General features: G+C 63.1%; 19 protein-coding genes. 4 read left to right on the top strand and 15 right to left on the bottom strand.

Translation table 11 applies throughout. From position 1 onward, the window contains the following. Positions 1-4: 4 nt before the first annotated feature. The 6 genes from bamB to ndk form a co-directional block, all read right to left on the bottom strand. Positions 5-1,207, bottom strand: a complete 1,203-nt coding sequence (gene bamB / locus ACFPK0_RS08625) for an outer membrane protein assembly factor BamB (protein ID WP_377339832.1) — start codon at positions 1,205-1,207, stop codon at positions 5-7. Positions 1,208-1,218: 11 nt separating this feature from the next. After that, the gene (locus ACFPK0_RS08620; RefSeq protein WP_056079130.1) at positions 1,219-1,869 is read right to left on the bottom strand and encodes a YfgM family protein; all 651 of its coding nucleotides are present in this window, start codon (positions 1,867-1,869) and stop codon (positions 1,219-1,221) included. A 153-nt stretch (positions 1,870-2,022) separates the two neighbouring features. Further along, complete coding sequence (locus ACFPK0_RS08615) at positions 2,023-2,994, bottom strand: helix-turn-helix domain-containing protein (RefSeq protein ID WP_377339829.1); 972 nt, start codon at positions 2,992-2,994, stop codon at positions 2,023-2,025. Positions 2,995-2,996: 2 nt separating this feature from the next. Beyond that, positions 2,997-3,755, bottom strand: coding sequence for a type IV pilus biogenesis/stability protein PilW (pilW, locus tag ACFPK0_RS08610; protein ID WP_235577506.1), 759 nt, complete (start codon positions 3,753-3,755; stop codon positions 2,997-2,999). A gap of 19 nt (positions 3,756-3,774) precedes the next feature. Next, a complete protein-coding gene (rlmN, locus tag ACFPK0_RS08605; protein WP_377339826.1) occupies positions 3,775-4,908 on the bottom strand; it encodes a dual-specificity RNA methyltransferase RlmN in 1,134 nt (377 codons plus the stop codon). Between the two features lie 28 nt (positions 4,909-4,936). Beyond that, positions 4,937-5,362 carry a nucleoside-diphosphate kinase gene (gene ndk / locus ACFPK0_RS08600; RefSeq protein ID WP_056079141.1) on the bottom strand — a complete coding sequence of 142 codons (426 nt, stop codon included), beginning with the start codon at positions 5,360-5,362 and terminating at the stop codon, positions 4,937-4,939. A gap of 225 nt (positions 5,363-5,587) precedes the next feature. Here ndk and ACFPK0_RS08595 point away from each other — a divergent pair, with 225 nt between their 5' ends. The 3 genes from ACFPK0_RS08595 to ACFPK0_RS08585 all read left to right on the top strand — a co-directional run bounded on the left by ACFPK0_RS08595 (position 5,588) and on the right by ACFPK0_RS08585 (position 10,029). Further along, a complete protein-coding gene (locus ACFPK0_RS08595) occupies positions 5,588-6,214 on the top strand; it encodes a TetR/AcrR family transcriptional regulator (protein ID WP_056079143.1) in 627 nt (208 codons plus the stop codon). 61 nt (positions 6,215-6,275) lie between these two features. Continuing rightward, entirely contained in the window at positions 6,276-8,672 is a 2,397-nt protein-coding gene (locus tag ACFPK0_RS08590; protein WP_377339823.1) for a 3-hydroxyacyl-CoA dehydrogenase/enoyl-CoA hydratase family protein, read from the top strand. A 151-nt stretch (positions 8,673-8,823) separates the two neighbouring features. Then, entirely contained in the window at positions 8,824-10,029 is a 1,206-nt protein-coding gene (locus ACFPK0_RS08585; RefSeq protein WP_377339820.1) for an acetyl-CoA C-acyltransferase, read from the top strand. A gap of 120 nt (positions 10,030-10,149) precedes the next feature. Here the strand turns inward: ACFPK0_RS08585 and ACFPK0_RS08580 are convergent, their stop codons facing one another. From ACFPK0_RS08580 to ACFPK0_RS08550, 7 genes are all read right to left on the bottom strand, one after another. Continuing rightward, on the bottom strand, positions 10,150-11,853 hold the full coding sequence (locus ACFPK0_RS08580; RefSeq protein WP_377339817.1) for an ATP-dependent nuclease: 1,704 nt from the start codon (positions 11,851-11,853) through the stop codon (positions 10,150-10,152). A 68-nt stretch (positions 11,854-11,921) separates the two neighbouring features. Further along, positions 11,922-12,701 (bottom strand): hypothetical protein, encoded by a 780-nt coding sequence (locus tag ACFPK0_RS08575; RefSeq protein WP_377339815.1) that lies wholly within the window; start codon positions 12,699-12,701, stop codon positions 11,922-11,924. After that, a complete protein-coding gene (locus tag ACFPK0_RS08570) occupies positions 12,661-13,662 on the bottom strand; it encodes a GlxA family transcriptional regulator (RefSeq protein WP_377339813.1) in 1,002 nt (333 codons plus the stop codon). Before ACFPK0_RS08570 ends, ACFPK0_RS08575 begins: the two co-directional genes overlap by 41 nt. Further along, the gene (locus ACFPK0_RS08565; protein ID WP_377339810.1) at positions 13,610-14,158 is read right to left on the bottom strand and encodes a cysteine hydrolase family protein; all 549 of its coding nucleotides are present in this window, start codon (positions 14,156-14,158) and stop codon (positions 13,610-13,612) included. Before ACFPK0_RS08565 ends, ACFPK0_RS08570 begins: the two co-directional genes overlap by 53 nt. A 145-nt stretch (positions 14,159-14,303) precedes the next feature. Beyond that, on the bottom strand, positions 14,304-15,176 hold the full coding sequence (gene bla, locus ACFPK0_RS08560) for a class A beta-lactamase (RefSeq protein WP_377339808.1): 873 nt from the start codon (positions 15,174-15,176) through the stop codon (positions 14,304-14,306). 249 nt (positions 15,177-15,425) lie between these two features. Then, positions 15,426-15,626 carry a hypothetical protein gene (locus ACFPK0_RS08555; protein WP_056079173.1) on the bottom strand — a complete coding sequence of 67 codons (201 nt, stop codon included), beginning with the start codon at positions 15,624-15,626 and terminating at the stop codon, positions 15,426-15,428. A 102-nt stretch (positions 15,627-15,728) separates the two neighbouring features. Further along, on the bottom strand, positions 15,729-16,112 hold the full coding sequence (locus tag ACFPK0_RS08550) for a GtrA family protein (RefSeq protein ID WP_056079176.1): 384 nt from the start codon (positions 16,110-16,112) through the stop codon (positions 15,729-15,731). A gap of 288 nt (positions 16,113-16,400) precedes the next feature. Here ACFPK0_RS08550 and ACFPK0_RS08545 point away from each other — a divergent pair, with 288 nt between their 5' ends. Further along, positions 16,401-17,096 carry a glutathione S-transferase family protein gene (locus ACFPK0_RS08545; protein ID WP_200946337.1) on the top strand — a complete coding sequence of 232 codons (696 nt, stop codon included), beginning with the start codon at positions 16,401-16,403 and terminating at the stop codon, positions 17,094-17,096. A 60-nt stretch (positions 17,097-17,156) separates the two neighbouring features. On the opposite strand, the gene ACFPK0_RS08540 is transcribed toward ACFPK0_RS08545, so the two are convergent. Next, positions 17,157-17,621, bottom strand: a complete 465-nt coding sequence (locus tag ACFPK0_RS08540; RefSeq protein WP_056079179.1) for a hypothetical protein — start codon at positions 17,619-17,621, stop codon at positions 17,157-17,159. Positions 17,622-17,632: 11 nt separating this feature from the next. Beyond that, positions 17,633-17,797: a hypothetical protein gene (locus ACFPK0_RS08535; RefSeq protein ID WP_156458329.1), complete on the bottom strand. Its 165-nt coding sequence runs from the start codon at positions 17,795-17,797 to the stop codon at positions 17,633-17,635. Between the last annotated feature and the right edge of the window lies 1 nt (position 17,798).

The raw sequence follows: 17,798 nt of genomic DNA, 5'->3' as shown, positions 1-17,798 counted from the left end.
CGGATCAGCGTGCGGACAGACGGTAGGCGCCGATGCGGCCTTCCACGTCTTCCACGTAAACGATGTCACCCACCACCAGCGGCTGGGCACGGATGGCTTTCCTGGAGAGCCGCTTGGTGGCCGCGAGCGCACCGTCGCCGGTTTGCAGCCAGTGCACGTAGCCTTCCAGATCACCTACCACCACGTAATTGCCCTGCACGGCAGGGCCGGTGACCCAGCGGTACTTCAGCGCGTCGTTCTTCCAGATATCGGAGCCGCTGTTCTTGTCGAACGCCCAGACCTGCGACTCGTCGTTCACGGCAAAAATGGCGTTGCCATTGATCGCGAGCCCATCCGTCGTCGAAAACTGGTGGGCCCACAGCGGCCGACCGCTGGGGCCGTCGATGGCCACCAGGTTGCCGTGGTAGGCGCTGCCATACAGGGTGGTGCCGTCGAGCAGGATGCCATTGTCGGCGTCATTCAGGCGCTCGATGTCGGTGCGGCCTTCGCCGGTGGAGAGCTTCTGCTCCCACAGCTTTTCGCCGTTGTCCTCGCGCAGCGCCACCAGCTTGCCGTCGTCTGTGCCGAAAAACACCACGCCGTTGGCAGCCAGCAAGGCGCCATTTCCACGCAAACTGAGCAGCGGCACGCTACCCTGGTCGTACACCCAGCGACGTTCGCCGGTGCCGGCATCCAGACCATAAATCCGGCCATCCTGGGTGCGCACCAGCACCAGCCCGCCATTGATCAACGGCGAGGCCAGCACTTCGGAGTTGAGCGTCGCATCCCAGCGCGGGCTGCCGTCCTTGGCGTTGATGCCGTAGACGTGGCCATCCAGCGTGCCTACGGCGAGCAGATCGCCACTGACCGCCGGGCCGCCCGCATAAAACGCGTCCGGGCGCTTCTTGTCGCCCCAACCGAACCAGCCGTGGGTCTTCGAGCTTTTCGACCAGAGCTTCTTGCCGCTGACCGCATCCATCGCCACCAGCTTGCCATCGGTGCTGTCGGCGTAGAGCACGCCGTCGACCACGGTCGGGCGCAGCCGCGCGCCACTGTCGCCGGCGCCTTCACCGACGCTGTTGCTCCACAACTTTTCCACCTGCACCGTCGGCTTGAAATCATCCGGCAGCGGTGTCGGTGGCTGGATGTTTTCCTTCTTGAAGGAATGGCAGCCGGCGATGGCAAACGTCGCCATAATGGCGAGCAGGCCCAGCGAATGTCGTTTCATGGATCCGGATTTCATGCGCCCTGCTTTCCGGCCGCGGCCAGATCATCGAGTTTCATCTGTAAGGCGGCGCGCTGCGGTGCTGCCTCGGTCAGTATCGACAACGCAGCCTGGTAGGCCTTGCGCGCCTCGTCGATACGCCCAAGCTTGACCAGTGCATCGCCGCGGAGTTCCTGGCTCAGGCCCTGATACTGCCCGGCAGGAATGCGGTCGAGCGCCGTCAGCGTGGCCGCGCCATTGTCACGCGCCAACTCGACCCGCGCGATGCGCAATTCGGTCAGCGACTTGAGCGCCTCATCACTGGCATGGCTGGCAGCCCACTGCAGCGAGGCTTCGGCCTTGTCCAGCTGGTTGGCCTCCAGTTGCTGGCGCGCGCGATCGCTCACCGCAAACACGGTGAAAGACGATTTCTCGAAATCCTTCATCATCTTGTCGACAAGCTGATCCGCGGCACTGGTTTTGCCGGAGGCCAGCGCGGTTTGCAGCTGCTGGTAGATTTCCGCCGCCTCGCCCTGGCTGCGCGCCTGATGGCTGCGCCATTGCTGCCAGCCGAAGATACCGACCAGTCCGATCACGATGCCCACGATGATGGAGGCGCCGTTTTCGCGCAGCCACTTCAGTACCAGCTCGCTCTGTTCGTAGTCGTCGTATGCGTCAAATGCCATGCAAAAATCCTTCGGAAGTCCGCGCCCCGCCGGCGTGTTCGGAAGCCGGCGTGGAAGATAAAAGCAAAAAGCCCACCGATACCGCTCGGTACCGGGCGGGCAATGGGCAAGCATAACCGAAATGTGGCACCCGGACGGAGCCGGGCGCGTGGATCAGAGGGCGGTCGGGGTGGCCTTGCCGTCGCGGATTTCAACGCTGAAGTGCGCGACGTTGGCGTGACGGAAATCGTCGAGGCCAACCGGCTGCCCATCGATGGTGGCGCTGGCGCCGGAAACGTTCCCGATGCGCACGTCGAGCGGCTTGTCACTCTGATAGATCTTGTGGCTGCCCGCGGGCAGCAGACCGTATTCCAGCCGTACGCCGGCCGCATCGGTCACTTCGACCCAACTGGCGGAGGTGAGGCTGAGCTCGAGGTTGTGGCCGCCCACACCTGTCTCGACCGCCGCGGGCGGGGCCAGGACAGACGGCTTCTTCGATGCCGCGCTGCTGTCGAGGTTCGGAAAAGCGGCCATCGAGGCAAGCAGGGGTTGTTCCTGCACCGGAGGCGGCAGCGCCACGTGACTGGGCAGCCGGGCTGCGTCATTCACGGCGGATTCCGGGGCATCAACCTGCGCAACCGGCGTCGCATCCAGGGGAGCTAGATGGCTGAGGTCGCGATTGAGCGTGCCGCGCACACCCATCCACACCATCGGTACCACGATGACGGCGGTCAGCACCACATACGTGGCGGCCGTCGCGTAACGGTCGAGCAGAAAACGTGAATGCGAAATGCCGCCGGTGGCCACCAGTGTGGGCTCGGTCTGCTTGATGCGGTCGAGCTCGGTCTGGATCAGCGCCGGATCCATTTCGAGATAATGGCCGTATTTACCGATGTAACCGGCCAGATAGACCTTGGAATCGATGTCCTGATAATCGTCGCGCTCCAGCCGCCGCAACATCCGGACCGGCAATCTGAGTGCGTGGGCGCAGGCTTCGATTTCCAGTCCCCGCGCTTCACGCGCCTCACACAAAAGGGCGCCGAAACTGGGGCTTCCCAGGGTTGCTGCTGAAGCCGGCTCCGCATTTTGGGGAGCATCAAAGACGATCGACTCGCTGGCATCCTGGCCAGGGAAATTGGGTTGCATGGTCATTGGCTGACGTTGTTGTCCAGAGCACGCGCCTGTTCCGAGTCCGGGAAACGGCTTTGCAGACGCTGATTGTAAGTGCGAGCGCCTTCCAGGTCGCCCAGACGAGATTCGATATCGTGACCGAGTTTCAAGGTCGCGGCGTCAGCCGCGCCCAGCCCCTCCCGGCGTTGCAGAAACGCGCGGGCGTGAAAGGCATCATTGCTCAAAAAAAGCAAGTTTGCCAGTTGATATAGTGCCTCGGCGTTCTTGGGGTTACGCACGAGCGCGTCACGAAAGCTCTGTTCCGCACCCTTCGAGTCGCTCATCTGCATCTGGCACACCCCGGCGTTGGTCAGTGCCACATCCGGGGTTTGATAGAAGGGATCGGTAACAGCCTTGCGGAAATAACCGATCGCTTCGCCGCCCCTGCCGGTATGGCAAAGGAAGGCGCCGAGGTTGTTGTTCGGCGCACCCTTGGTCGGATCCAGCGCAACCGCCTTGCGGTAATGCTGCTCGGCTTCGGGAAGCTTGTTGATCCGCTCATACAGCACCGCGATGACGGTGTGCGCGGGCACGTAATCGGGATCGAACTGCAGCGCCTTGGTCAGTTTGCCAAGCGCTTCCTGCAGGTCGCCGTTGGCCATGTAGCGCTGGCCCAGTTCGGTATGTACCCGCGCCGCATCGACGGCCTGTTGGGCCTTGGACGTCTTGGGCATGTGCGCCCCCAACGCACTGCTGTTGGTGTGCGTCGTGACACAGCCCGCCAGGGTCAACGCCAAGGCAACAACCAGGACCCGCTCAGCTCGCATGCAATGTCCCCTCGTCCTGCCGCTTGCGAATATCGGCGCTGCGCCGGGTGCGGTCCGTCACCTGCCCCGCCAACTGCCCGCACGCGGCATCGATGTCGTCACCGCGGGTGCGGCGCAGCATGGTAAGTACGCCGGCGTTGAGCAGCCGCGTCTGGAAATCGTGGATGTCGTTGGCGTCCGAGCGCTGGTACTGGGTGCCCGGGAACGGGTTGAACGGAATGAGATTGACCTTGCAGGTGGGCAATTTGCGCATCAGCTTGATCAGCTGGCGAGCATGCTCGGGCTGGTCGTTGATGCCCTTCATCAAGGTGTATTCAAAGGTGATCGAGGTGCGCGGCTTGCGCGCGATCCAGCGCTGGCACGCCGCCAGCAGCTCGGCGATCGGATAGCGCTTGTTGATCGGCATCAATTCCGTGCGCAACTCGTCATTGGCCGCATGCAGCGATACCGCCAGCGAGACGTCGATCTGCGCCGAAAGCTGGTCGATCAGCGGCACCATGCCCGCCGTGGAAAGCGTCACGCGCTTGGCCGCCAGGCCGAAGCCCAGGTCGTCGCGCATCAGGTGCATCGCCCTGACTACGTTGTCGAAATTGGCCAGCGGCTCGCCCATGCCCATCATCACCACGTTGGTGATGCGGCGGTTCTGGTGGGTGACGTTGCCCAGCTGTTTTGCCGCCACCCAGACCTGGCCGATGATCTCGGCGGTGGACAGGTTGCGGTTGAAACCCTGTGCGCCGGTGGAGCAGAAGCTGCAGTTGAGCGCGCAGCCGATCTGCGAGGACACACACAAGGTGCCGCGCGTCGGCTCGGGGATGTACACCGTCTCGATCGCGTTGCCGGAGTCCATGCCCAGCAGCCACTTGTGCGTGCCGTCGGTAGCCACCTTGTCCAACAGCGTCTTCGGCGCGCCGATGTAGCAGACCTCGGTGAGCTTGGCGCGCAGCGCCTTGCCCACGTCGGTCATGTTTTCGAAGTTGTCTTCCAGATCGTGGTAGATCCACTTCATCACCTGCTCGGCCCGATACGGCTTCTCGCCGATTTGCGTGAAGAAATCACGCAGACCCCGGCGATCGAAGTCGAGCAGATTGACCTTTTCGGGTGGATTGACCACAACCTGGTTCACAACGCATGCCTCACAAACAGGGGATCGCTCAGCGCGACAGGACGTCCGTCGCGGCGAAGAAATACGCGATTTCCACCTTGGCGGTTTCCACGGCGTCGGAGCCATGCACCGCGTTGGCGTCGATGGAATCAGCAAAATCCGCGCGGATCGTGCCCGGCGCCGCTTCCTTCGGATTGGTGGCACCCATCAGGTCGCGATGAGCCAGCACGGCGTTCTCGCCTTCCAGCGCGGTGATCACCACCGGGCCGGAAATCATGAAATCAACCAGAGCCTTGAAGAACGGGCGCTCGCGATGGACCGCGTAGAAGCCTTCGGCCTCCTGGCGCGACAGCTGTTTCATTTTGGCAGCGACGATCTTCAGGCCGGCCTTTTCGAAACGGGCGTAGATCTGGCCGATGACGTTCTTGGCGACGGCATCGGGTTTGATGATGGAAAGGGTGCGCTCCAGCGCCATACGAATCTGCTCCGGTGACGGATAAAAAAGATAAAGAGGGTCGGCCAGAACGGCCGGCGGTGACGTAAACCTTACAAGGATTGAGGGTTTAGCCCCGGAAAGTCTGACAGATTCTAGCTCATACGCAAGTCATATGCAGTTTGCAAGTAGTGAGGCGGTTTGACGTTCGTGAAGTGGGCCGCGTATGCTCAAACGATCGTTTGAACGCCTGTTCACCGCTGACGGATGGAAGCTATCGTGAATCGCTCAAGCTCGACCAAGGACCGCATACTCGGCGCCGCCGAAGTCCTGTTTGCCCAACGCGGTTTCGAAGGCGCGTCATTACGCCAGCTGACCGCCGCTGCCGGCGTGAACCTGGCCGCAGTGAACTACCACTTCGGCTCCAAGGACAAGCTTGTCGAACAGGTCTTCCGGCGCCGGCTGGACACGCTCAACGCACAACGACTCGCTGCACTGGGCAATGCCAGGGAAAGCGGCAACGACCGCCTCGAGGACGTGCTGGACGCGTTTATCCGCCCTGCGCTGAAGCTGTCCCACGAGGATAGCGGCTCGCTCTTCATGCGCGTACTGGCGCGGGCCTTTGCCGAACACGACGACTCGCTGCGCCAGTTCCTGTCCGAGAACTACGGCCACGTGATGCGCCAGTTCACCGCCGAGTTCGCCCGCCTGCTGCCGCATCTCAGCAAGGAGGAGCTGTACTGGCGCATCGACCTGGTCACCGGCGCGCTGACTCACGCCATGTCCGGCTTCGGCATGATCCAGCGCAAGCAGGATGTCAGCGAGGGCGTACATCTCGAACAAACCATCCAGCACCTTATTCGTTTCGCCGTCGCCGGGCTCACCCATCCCTAGAACCGGGTGCGTCAGTCCGGACCTCGCTCGGCACTTCATGTCGGTACTTTCGGAGAAGCCAATGACTACATCCCCCCGCCAATCCCCCTCGACGCCTTCCGCGCTGCGCATCCGCAAGGCCGCCGTGCTGGGCGCCGGTGTCATGGGCGCGCAGATCGCCGCGCACCTGACCAACGCCGGCGTTGAAACCGTGTTGTTCGACCTGCCCGCGAAGGAAGGCCCCAAGAGCGGCATCGCGCTGAAGGCGATTGCCAACCTGGCCAAGCTGTCGCCCGCTCCGCTGGCCGACAAGGCGCTGGCCGCCTCGATCATCCCGGCCAATTACGACGATGACCTCGATCATCTGAAAGATGTCGACCTGGTGATCGAGGCGATCGCCGAACGGATGGACTGGAAGCTCGACCTGTACAAGAAGATCGCCGGTCACCTGTCGAAGACCGCGATCATCGCCTCCAACACCTCCGGCCTCTCGATCAACAAGCTGGCCGAAGCGTTGCCCGAGGAAATGCGCCACCGCTTCAGCGGCGTGCACTTCTTCAACCCGCCGCGCTACATGCATCTGGTCGAACTGATCCCGACCAAACTCACCGACAAGAACGTGCTGGACGGCCTCGAAGCCTTCCTGGTCACCACCGTCGGCAAGGGCGTGGTAATCGCCAAGGACACGCCCAACTTCATCGGCAACCGCATCGGCGTGTTCTCGATGCTCGCCACCATGCATCACACCGAGCAATTCAAGCTCGGCTTCGACACCGTCGACGCGCTGACTGGCCCGGCCGTGGGCCGCCCGAAGAGTGCCACCTACCGCACCGCTGACGTGGTCGGCCTGGACACCATGGCCCACGTCATCAAGACCATGGCCGATACCCTGCCGGACGATCCGTGGCACCAGTACTTCAAGGCGCCGGTGTGGCTGCAGGGCCTGCTCGACAAGGGCGCGCTGGGCCAGAAGACCGGCGGCGGCTTCTACAAGAAGGTCGGCAAGGACATCCAGGTGTTGGATGTGGCCAAGCAGGACTTCCGTCCGTCCGAACAGAATCCGTCCGATGAAGTCGCCGCGATCTTGGGCGTAAAGGACCCGGCCGAGAAGTTCGGCAAGCTGCGCGCCTCCAGCGACCCGCAGGCGCAGTTCCTGTGGGCCAGCTTCCGCGACCTGTTCCACTACACCGCCTATCACCTGGCTGACATCGCCGACACCGCGCGCGACGTGGATTTCGCGATTCGCTGGGGCTACGGTTGGAAGCTCGGCCCGTTCGAGACTTGGCAGGCCGCCGGCTGGCAGCAAATTGCCGAATGGATCAACGAAGACATCAAGGCCGGCAAGGCGATGAGCAACGCGCCCCTGCCCGCCTGGGTCACCGACGGCCGCAAGGGCGTGCACGGCAAGGACGGTTCGTACTCGGCCAGCGCCAACGCCGACAAGCCGCGTTCGCAGCACCCGGTCTACCAGCGCCAGTTGTTCCCCGATCCGATCCTGGGTGAGACGTTCGATACCGGCACCACCGTGTGGGAAAACGACGGCGTGCGCCTGTGGACGCTGGGCGACGACGGCGTCGGCATCATCTCGTTCAAGACCAAGATGAACACCGTCAACGACCACGTGCTTGACGGCATCCAGCACGCGATCAAGCTGGCCGAGGAAAAGCTCAAGGCCGTGGTGATCTGGCAGACCGGCGAACCGTTCTCCGCCGGCGCGGACCTGAAGGGCGCGCTGGGCCTGCTGAAGGACGGCAAGTTCGACGACTTCGAGCACATGGTCGCTAACTTCCAGCGCACCAGCATGGCGATCAAGCACGCCCTGGTGCCGGTCGTGTCCGCCGTGCGCGGCATGGCCTTCGGTGGCGGCTGCGAATTCCAGATGCATTCCGCCCGGACGGTTGCCGCACTCGAAAGCTACATCGGCCTGGTCGAGGCCGGCGTCGGCCTGCTGCCCGCTGGCGGCGGCCTGCATGAGCTGGCCGTGCGCGCGTCCAAGGCGAATCCGGCCGACCCGTTCGAGGAGTTGAAGAAGGTGTTCGAAACCGTGGCGATGGCCAAGGTTTCCCCCAGCGCCATCGAAGCTAAGAACATGGGCCTGCTGCGCGACAGCGACGTGGTCGTGTTCAACGCCTACGAACTGCTGTACGTCGCCAGGAAGGTGGCGCTGTCACTGGCCGAGGCCGGCTACCGCCCACCCCTGCCCGCCCATGTCACTGTCGCCGGCGACGTCGGCACCGCCACGTTCAAGGCCTCGCTGGCCAACCTGCAAGCCGGCTACTTCGCCTCCGAACACGACGTCGACATCGCATCGCGCATCGCCGACACCCTGTGTGGCGGCGTGATCGAGCGCGGCTCGACGGTGGATGAGGAATGGCTGCTGGCACTGGAGCGCAAGCATTTCGTGGAGCTGGCGAAAACGGAGAAAACCCAGGCTCGCATCGCCCACACCATGACCACCGGCAAGCCGCTCAGGAACTGATCACGACCCTCCACACCGTCATCCCGGCGAAAGCCGGGATCCAGCGACTCAAGGCACCACCAAAGGCACTGGGTTCCAGCTTTCGCTGGAATGACGAACAAAAACCAAGACGCGTCGCCGCATCCCTGCGCGACGCCACGGAGCAAATCCCATGACCAAGCAAGTGCAAGACGCCTACATCGTCGCCGCCACCCGCACCCCGGTCGGCAAGGCGCCGCGCGGCGTGTTCCGCAACACCCGCCCGGACGACATGCTCGCCCACGTGATCCGCAGCGTGATGGCGCAATACCCCGACATCGACCCGCACCAGATCGGCGACGTCATCATCGGCTGCGCCATGCCCGAGGCCGAGCAAGGCATGAACGTGGCGCGCATCGGCCTGCTGCTGGCCGGCCTGCCGCACACCGTGCCCGGCGTCACCGTCAACCGCTTCTGCTCCTCCGGTCTGCAATCGGTGGCGATGGCCGCCGACCGCATCCGCCTGGGCCTGGACGACCTGATGCTCGCCGGCGGCACCGAAAGCATGAGCATGGTCCCGATGATGGGCCACAAGGTCGCCATGAACCCGGCGATCTTCCAGGACGAGAACATCGGCATCGCCTACGGCATGGGCATCACCGCCGAGAACGTGGCCAAGCAGTGGAAGGTCAGCCGCGAGCAGCAGGACGCGTTCGCAGTCGAAAGCCACCGCCGAGCCCTGGCCGCCCAGGCCGCCGGCGAATTCAAGGACGAGATCACCCCATTCCAGCTCGACGACCACTACCCGGATCTCGCCAGCCGCGACATCACCACCGACAACCGCGTCATCGACCAGGACGAAGGCCCGCGCGCCGGCACCACCCCGGAAGTGCTGGCCAAACTGCGCACCGTATTCCGCAACGGCCAGTTCGGCGGCACCGTCACCGCAGGCAACTCCAGCCAGATGTCCGACGGCGCCGGCGCCGTGCTGCTCGCCAGCGAAAAAGCCATCAAGCAATACAACCTGCAGCCCCTCGCCCGCTTCGTCGGCTTCTCCGTCGCCGGCGTCCCGCCCGAAGTCATGGGCATCGGCCCGAAGGAAGCCATTCCGAAAGCCCTCGCCCAAACCGGCATCACCCAGGATCAGCTCGACTGGATCGAACTCAATGAAGCCTTCGCCGCCCAGGCGCTGGCCGTGATGGGCGACCTCAAGCTCGACCCCAGCAAGGTCAACCCACTCGGCGGCGCCATCGCACTCGGCCATCCGCTCGGTGCCACCGGCGCGGTGCGTATCGCCACGCTGGTGCACGGCATGCGCCGGAGGAAGCAGAAGTACGGCATGGTGACGATGTGCATCGGCACCGGCATGGGTGCGGCGGGGATTTTCGAGGCACTCTGAAGCTCGTCATTCCGGCAAAGGCCGGAATCGCTTTTCAACAACAGAGCTGATCATCCAGAGACTGGAAACAAGAACGGTGCCGCAGGAACACGGCGCCGTTCTTGTTTATGGCTCTGCCGCTCATGTACGCGGCACAAAGCAGGACTGAACTATCTCGCAGAACCCGGTCAGCTTCGCATTGTCAATTTGATTGGTGGCATAGCAATACAACAAGTGCTGAGGCTTTCTGTGGCTGGCACCAGGTGAGGTAACGCCGAGCACGTCTTCAAGATCTTTCGGTATCGTGATGACCGCGTGCGTAAAGTTGGCGTCCTTCGAATCCGCAATCAGCTGATTGAGTTCCTGATGCTCGTTTGCATTGTTGTCGTCATCGTGCAGCACCGCATGCACAACACCGAGACCGCTCAGTAGATTCATGAAACGGTGAATGTTGTATTTGCCGAGACAGTCCATGACATACGTGCCTTGGGGCAAAGCCAGCTTGCCGTCATCCAGCAACCGGTTAATCAAGGCAGTCTCGCTTGGTCCCTCGACCAGCAAAACATGTTGTGCAAACAGCATTCCCGCCCGGTCAGGATTGAGCCACAAGAAGAATTTCACGGACTCCATCTCAGGTTTTAGGTCATCAGCCTGCATGGTCTTCAGTACGTTGGGATATTTCGCTGCAACGTGCTGGATCGCGTGATTAGCATCAACGATGTTGTTCCATAGCGCCTCGTCAATTTGGAAGGTGGACACGATGCCATCCGCTCGTCGTGCCCGAATGATGGTCGGAATCCGCATGGCATTTCTACTTACGAAGTGCGCTGAATGGGTAGGGCAGACGATTTGCCAATCAGCTGCCTCACTTACCTTGATCAGGTTACGGGCCAGATCTTCCTGTTGAGGCGGATGCAGGAATGCCTCCGGCTCTTCAAAGAGCACTAGATTCAAGGAAGGGGCAAAGTCCTTTGCCTTCTTCGCAACCTTCTGTGGCACGTACTTTGCGCCAAGCTGAATCAGTGAATAGACGAAGTGGCGCTGGAAGCCAGAGCCAAAGTACTCAACGCCTTGCGGCTGTTCATGATGGTTGTCGCGGATGTCCCATCCGAGCAGCGATTTAATGATTTCCGCTGTGGAAGGCGCGGTGAATTTGAGGTTGAAATTCGTCTGCCACGGTGCAAGCAGAGCATTCAAGTCATTTTCGAAGTTCGATAGCGAGCGCTTATCTTCAGTTTCGATTGTGCGAACGCTTGCGGCAAAGGTGGTAACGCTATCCGTCAAGGTCTTGTAAGCGTCGCTCCCTTCCACGACATCCGACATGATGTTGGTGATCAAGTCGCGCAGGGCTGATGGTCCACTGAGTTTGGTGTGTTCATCGACCTTGCTGATTGCCGGGATGTAGATCAGGTCGCCAAACTTGCCGCTCTGAACATTCTTCGCGCCATAGAAGGGTTCATTAGACAGCGTGCCATCAGACTTGTAGCCAAGGATCGAGCCAGCGGCATTCTTGCCGTCATGCAGTTTCTCGTCGGTTTGAAAGAGCTTCCTAACCTTCAGCGTTTTCTTGGCAGTCTTGTATTCATCCTTCAGGGAATCGTGTTCTTGGTCAGCGAGTGCAAACGTCAGTTCTATCCATGACTCCTGATCCGCCGCACCCTTGAGCGGGAAATCCGCTTCCTTCTTGAATTTAAACCCATCTTTCTCGTAGAAGGCCCGGATGCAATCAATGATCGTGCTCTTCCCGGAATTGTTCGCACCCACAACCAGCGTATAGGGATGGAAGTACATCGAAGCGTCGATGATGCCCCGGAAGTTGTGTATCGAGATGTGTATCAGTTTCATACGGCAGTCCCCTACGCATTTCTGTTTTTTCTAACTCATCTCCGGCTAGCAAACCGGATCAGAGCCACTTATCGCCTGCCTTGCTGCGCCCGAAACACCCGCCTCACCTCCGGATCCAGCGCATCCACCTGCCGCTTCTGCTGCAACATCGCCCGCTCCCCTGCCCTCAACTGGCAATTCCGCGACAACGTATCCGCCCCTTCCGACGTGGTTGCCGTCACGTCCTGCAGGTTGACCACCACGCCCAGCGTGTCGCCCAGCGGTTCCAGGGCGAGGCAGATGCGGTCGATGGTGGCCATGCTGCGGTACTGGCCGCCGCCGACCATCACCAGCAGATTGCTGCGGTCGATCCAGACGCTGGATTGCACACCATGCAGCGGGCGCACGGCGGCGCGGGCTGCTTCGTGGTCGATGGGGCGGGAGGGGTCGGGCAGATGCATGGAGCGCATCATGTCCTTGTGCATCGCGCTGACGTGGCCCTGGACCGCGCGCTGGTCGCCGGTCAGGGTGGCGGCTTCGATGCCGGCGAGGTGGCCCACGGTGGCGAGCGGGTTGGTCGCGCCGGCCTGTTGCGGGCGGCGTGTTGACGGTTTTTCCTCGTCGGTCTTGCTGCAGCCGGTAGCGGCAATACAGAAGGCGGCGGCTATCAGCCAGCGTTGCGTGGTCATCCATTCCCCCCGGAACTCCGACTGAGCATAACGCAGCGGCGTGAGGATGCTCAGGCATTTCTGACGAGTACGGGTTCTAGCTTCGTCTTCGGTCGCGCTGACGCTCAATAGCGGCAGACGCAAAACTTGATTCAGGCGCTCAACCGCGTTGCCGCACCGACGATGGAAGATCGTCGGCATGCGCCGCCCACAAGCGGCGCAGTCGCCGTGCCGAGCCCAGGCCGGCGCGTTCGGCCGCCTGTTCCACGTTGTCGCCATTGGCCAGCGCCTGGCGTGCCAAGGCCACGCGCAGGCGCGCGTGGTAGCGGTTGACCGACATGCCGCTGGCCTCGCGGAAGTGCCTCGTGAGGCTGCGCACACTGAGGTGACCGATGTCAGCCAGCCGCGCCAGTGTCCAATCCTGCGCGGGCGTCTTGAGCAATGCATCCTGTACGCGGTGGATGGCCATGTTCATGTGGTTGCGCCCTTCCAGCCACGGCGACAGCGCTGGGTCACCGGCGGCGCGGCGCATGTAGACGGCCATTTCCCGCGCCACGGCAACGGCCAGACGCGGCGAGCCGAGTTTGGCGATCAGGTGCAGCGCGAGATCGATGCCAGCGGTGATGCCGGCGCTGGTGCAGACTTCGCCGTCTTCCACGAACACGCGGCTGTCCAGCACTTCGGCCGCCGGAGCCAGTTGGCGCAGCTCGTCGAGCAGGCTGTGGTGCGTGGTGCAACGCCGTCCGTCAAGCAAGCCGGCGGCGGCCGCCAGCAGCGCGCCGGAACAGACGCAGGCCAGCGATCGGCCGGCGACGGCATGTTGCCGCAACCAGGCCACCGCGGCCTTACCGGGCGCCGATGACAACAACTGCGCGGCGCTGCCGGCGGCGCCGCACACCACGATCAGCACGTGCTCGCCCAGTTCATCCGGCAGCGGTTCGACGCCGGCCAGACCCACACCGAGCGCGGTCGGCGCCGCCGCGCCCGCCGCCACCGGCGCCATCAACCGCACACGCACCGGCAGGCCCATTGCCGCGGCGATGCGAAACGCATCGGCCGCGCCGGCCAGATCCAGCAGGATCAGGTCCGGCGGCAGCACGAAGCACACCTCAGTGATCGGCGAGGACGTCATCGACGGTGCAGATGCGGGCAAAGCGGCCATCCAGAACCAGTTCCGTGCGTTGCTTGATGTCCTGCGCATCGTAGCGAGTGCCGCTGCCGGCGTGGACCATCGGGAAGGTCAGCGTGGCTTCGGTGACGTAGTCGACGGCGAAGCCGAGATCGGAAGCGACCCGCGTGGTGGTTTCGCAACACTGCTCGGTGCGGATGCCACTGACGATCAGTCGCCCAATGCCACGTTCGCGCAGCCAGGCTTCCAGTTGCGTCCCGGTGAACGCGTTGTGCACCTGCTTGCGGAACACCACATCGTGCGCCTCTGGCACCCACGTCATCGGTTTCACCAGGCCCGACGCCTCGGAAAAGTGTGCATCGCCATCCTCGTGCAGGATGCGCACCACTGGCCAGCCGCGCGCGACCGCCGCATCGATCAGCTTCAACAGGTTCTCGCGGAACACCGGCACATCGTCCTCGCGCCAGTACGGCGCATGCAGAAACGATTGCTGCACATCGATGACCAGCAAGGCGGGGTTATCGGACATGGGACGACTCCATCGTTGAGGGAGCCGTCACTCTAGACAGCCGGGCGATAGCCAACGAGCACCGTGCCGGACCGTGAGCGGACGGATCCGGCCAGGTGTGCATCAACGGCGATCACCACTTCGCTTCTGGAAAACGTAGTGACGGCTACATCGACGCCGCGATACGTCCCACCGCCGCCAACACCGTTTTGCGTCCAGCCGGCTCGGCGTGGGAACCCGCGTAATACGCGGTCACCAGCAACGGTTTGCGCCGCGGTGGCCAGATGATGGCCACGTCGTTGGTTTCACCCTGGCTGCCGCTACCGGTCTTGTCGCCGGCCGTCCAGTTTGCGGGAAGGCCGGCGCGGATGGCGTCGAGGCCGGTGGTGCATCCGCGCAGCCATTGAAGCAGCAGGTCCCGCGATCCAGCGGAAAGCCGGTCACCCAGCAAAACGCAATGCAGGTCCGCCAGCATGGCGTCCGGCGTGGCGGTGTCGCGGATGTCGCCGGGGCTGCCCAGGTTGAGCTCGGGTTCGATGCGGTCGAGCCGGGTGGTTTGATCGCCCAGGCTGCGCGCAAATGCGGTGACCGCGGTGGGGCCACCCATGCTGGCGAGCAGGAGATTGGCGGCGGTGTTGTCGCTCAAGGTCACGGCAGCCGCGCAGAGCTCGGCCACGCTCAGGCCCGGCGCGCCTACGTGCTTGCTGGTGACCGGCGCGTAGTCCAACAACACGTCCTTGCCGTAGACCACGCGGCGATCGAGTCGCTCCCTGCCGCTATCCACCCGCGCCAGCACGGCGGCAGCGGCAAGCCACTTGAACGTGCTGCACATCAGGAAGCGCTCGCCCGCGCGATGCTGGATGCGGCGGCCGCTCTGCGTGTCGAGAATGGAAACACCCAGCCGCCCGCCATGCTTGCGCTCCAGGTCGGTGAACTGTGCCGTGGTGTCGTCAACAGACGCCGCCCACGCGAATCCGGGGCGGAGTGCCAGCGCAAATGCGCCCATCAAGGTGCCTTTCAACAAATCGCGACGATGCATGGAATGGCCTTTCAAAGAGGAGATGCAGCGGTTATGGGGTCACCAATGGTGGCTGGCATGACCGCCCATTCACGGCGCAAACCATGGCATTGCCGGGGCAGTGCAACCTGCCCACGATTCCCTTCTCATGATGGTGTGGATGGCGCTTCGACTCCGCCCGCTGCGCGGGCTGCGCTCAGTGCGAACGGTTGGAGGGCGGGCGAGTGGTCATCGCATTGCCAAACGTCGCAAGCAAATTGGCGCGGTCCGCTATTGATCGCTCGAACGGATATGGTCCAGCCCGGCCGGGCTCAGTTCGAACCGTTGACGATCCACCTTGTCGCGATCGGTCTGCACCAGGAGCCCAGCCGCCAGCAAGCGGGCGCTGACGTCGGCGGGCACCATCGCCGCCCTGCCCTCGGCCACCCAGGTGAGATAGTCCAGATCGGTCGGATCGCGTTGTTCTGTCATTGGCACGGGTTCCGTTGCTTTGGTGCATGCAGCTTGCCCGCTGCCTGGCGACGATGGCGTCGACGCATCAATCGGCGGGCGCATTGAATAGGTGCGCCTCGCTTACCGATACACCCAATGGCGTGAAACGACGAAGCTGATGACGGCAAGACACGCCTCGACCGCTGGCTTTGCCAGCCACGCCATCTGCAAGCCGAGTTTCGCCTCCACCAGCGTGACCAGAAGGGTGCTGAGCACGGTCAACGGCAGCCACATGGCCAGGAAGCGCAAAAACCGGTGGGGGCCAAGCCGGGTGGCATCGGGTGTGCCGAACGTGAAGCGGCCATTCGCCCAGAAGCCCAGCAGCGCACCGGTTATGCGCCCAAGAACATTGGCCACCGGCGCCGGCGTGCCGAGCGCCGTCAACACCACGAACACAGCCCAGTCGGCGGTCAGCAGACCGAGCCCGACCATCAAGAAGCTGACTCCCTGTCGCGCCAAACTCATTGAATCTCCCGCTGGATTGCCGTGTGCAGCAGCGAAGTCTCGCGTACTTGGCGCAGGGGTGGAAGCGTGGCGGTGCGTTCCGTCATCGCATGGGGACACGGCAACACGCGTCGACAACCGTCGGAAGCCCTGACGGCAATGCCATCGACGGCGTTCCAGCAGTCGTGGACAAGCTTGCTGAAAGCGCAATTGAACTTTGCGATGAATGGTGTGGTTGCGGCATGTGCAAACGCAGACACTCTGTATGCGCGGCGCCGCTCCACCACCCCACCCATCAAGGCCAACATCATGAAGTTCTACTACCACCCGTCCCCCAACCCCGCCAAGGTCGCCTTGTTTCTCGAAGAGTCGGGGCTTGATTACCAGATGGTGCCGGTCGACACGGCCAGGGGCGAGCAGCACGGTGCCGCCTACCGCGCCATCAACCCCAATGGCAAAACTCCGGCCCTGGTCGATGGCGATGCCGTGGTTTTCGACAGCACGGCGATCCTGCTTTATCTCGCGGTGAAGCACGGCAAATTCCTGCCCGGGAACACGCCGGAAGTTCGCAGCCGGATGTATTCGTGGCTGATGTTCATCGCCACCGGCATCGGTCCGTTCTCCGGCCAGGCGGTGCATTTCAAGCACTTCGCCCCCGAGCCCAAGGCTTACGCGCTCAATCGCTACGACTTCGAGGCACGGCGCCACTGGCGGATCCTCGATGAGCACCTGGCCACCCGCACGTTCATGGTCAACGAGGAATACACCATCGTCGACATGGCCTTGTGGGGTTGGGCGCGCGCCCTGCCCTTCATGTTTGGCGAACAGGGCTGGGTCGACTTTCCCCACGTCAAACGCTTCCTCGACCGCATCAATGCACGCCCGGCCGCCCAGCGCGCCGAAGCGCTGAAGGATGCACACACGTTCAAGACCGAGATGGACCAGGAATACCTCGACGCGATGTATCCGCACAACGCGGATCGCGCGGCGACAACCGCCGCCTGATTCGCCGGTGTCGTGGTGGCTCGATGGCCACCACGGCATCCCTTGTTCCCCGCTGGCGGATCAGCGTGGCGTCGTCGCCGGTGCAACCTGTGCCGGCGGCGGGCCGTAGGTGGGCGTGTCGCGGTATTGCGCCGGCACATCCCACATGCGCCCGGCGTAGAAGACCGCCCAGGCCACCACGAACAGGCACATCACCCACACCCACACCGGGATCGACGAACGCGCTTCGGCGCGCCGCGGGTCGAACGGGTCGTCGGTGCTGAAGGCGTCCACGGTCAGGCGCAACTCGCCGCGCCGGGTCGAACCCGAGCGCAAGCCCGACACGATGATGCCGGGGCCGTTCTGCACGTGGAACGGAATCTCCTCCACGCCTTCGGCGCCGCTGTGATCCTCGGCGCGGATGATCAGCCGGTGCGGGCCGTCGGCCAGCTTGCGGGTATCGAGGGTCAGTGCGGTCGGCAGTTCGTGATCCGCCACCGGTTGCAGATCGTCGTCGAGGTAGACGCGTACGTGGGGCTTGGACATGGCGGGTTTCCTCAACGGTCCTTGCGCAGGATCTCGTACTTGGCGTGGTGCGGGTCTTTCTCGCCGGGCCGGAAGATCATCCAGAACATCGCGACGAAACAGCCGATGGTGATCGCGCCGGCGATCGCGATGATGGCGACGTTGCCCCAGAACGGCCCGAGAAAAGCATGATGCATG

The organism is Rhodanobacter ginsenosidimutans, from assembly GCF_042655685.1.
In the GTDB taxonomy this organism is placed as follows: Bacteria; Pseudomonadota; Gammaproteobacteria; order Xanthomonadales; family Rhodanobacteraceae; genus Rhodanobacter; species Rhodanobacter ginsenosidimutans.
This window is presented reverse-complemented; position numbering and strand designations above follow the sequence as displayed.

Bases quoted from the DNA above. Each gene is read 5' to 3' on its own strand.
- bamB (WP_377339832.1), bottom strand. From the start codon at position 1,207: ATGAAACGACATTCGCTGGGCCTGCTCGCCATTATGGCGACGTTTGCC.
- ACFPK0_RS08595 (WP_056079143.1), top strand. From the start codon at position 5,588: ATGGAAGCTATCGTGAATCGCTCAAGCTCGACCAAGGACCGCATACTC.
- ACFPK0_RS08550 (WP_056079176.1), bottom strand. From the start codon at position 16,112: ATGAGTTTGGCGCGACAGGGAGTCAGCTTCTTGATGGTCGGGCTCGGT.
- ACFPK0_RS08590 (WP_377339823.1), top strand. From the start codon at position 6,276: ATGACTACATCCCCCCGCCAATCCCCCTCGACGCCTTCCGCGCTGCGC.
- ACFPK0_RS08545 (WP_200946337.1), top strand. From the start codon at position 16,401: ATGAAGTTCTACTACCACCCGTCCCCCAACCCCGCCAAGGTCGCCTTG.
- ACFPK0_RS08615 (WP_377339829.1), bottom strand. From the start codon at position 2,994: ATGCAACCCAATTTCCCTGGCCAGGATGCCAGCGAGTCGATCGTCTTT.
- ACFPK0_RS08620 (WP_056079130.1), bottom strand. From the start codon at position 1,869: ATGGCATTTGACGCATACGACGACTACGAACAGAGCGAGCTGGTACTG.
- bla (WP_377339808.1), bottom strand. From the start codon at position 15,176: ATGCATCGTCGCGATTTGTTGAAAGGCACCTTGATGGGCGCATTTGCG.
- ACFPK0_RS08535 (WP_156458329.1), bottom strand. From the start codon at position 17,797: ATGCATCATGCTTTTCTCGGGCCGTTCTGGGGCAACGTCGCCATCATC.
- ACFPK0_RS08580 (WP_377339817.1), bottom strand. From the start codon at position 11,853: ATGAAACTGATACACATCTCGATACACAACTTCCGGGGCATCATCGAC.
- ACFPK0_RS08575 (WP_377339815.1), bottom strand. From the start codon at position 12,701: ATGCCGACGATCTTCCATCGTCGGTGCGGCAACGCGGTTGAGCGCCTG.
- ACFPK0_RS08565 (WP_377339810.1), bottom strand. From the start codon at position 14,158: ATGTCCGATAACCCCGCCTTGCTGGTCATCGATGTGCAGCAATCGTTT.
- ACFPK0_RS08585 (WP_377339820.1), top strand. From the start codon at position 8,824: ATGACCAAGCAAGTGCAAGACGCCTACATCGTCGCCGCCACCCGCACC.
- ACFPK0_RS08570 (WP_377339813.1), bottom strand. From the start codon at position 13,662: ATGGCCGCTTTGCCCGCATCTGCACCGTCGATGACGTCCTCGCCGATC.
- ACFPK0_RS08540 (WP_056079179.1), bottom strand. From the start codon at position 17,621: ATGTCCAAGCCCCACGTACGCGTCTACCTCGACGACGATCTGCAACCG.
- ACFPK0_RS08555 (WP_056079173.1), bottom strand. From the start codon at position 15,626: ATGACAGAACAACGCGATCCGACCGATCTGGACTATCTCACCTGGGTG.
- ndk (WP_056079141.1), bottom strand. From the start codon at position 5,362: ATGGCGCTGGAGCGCACCCTTTCCATCATCAAACCCGATGCCGTCGCC.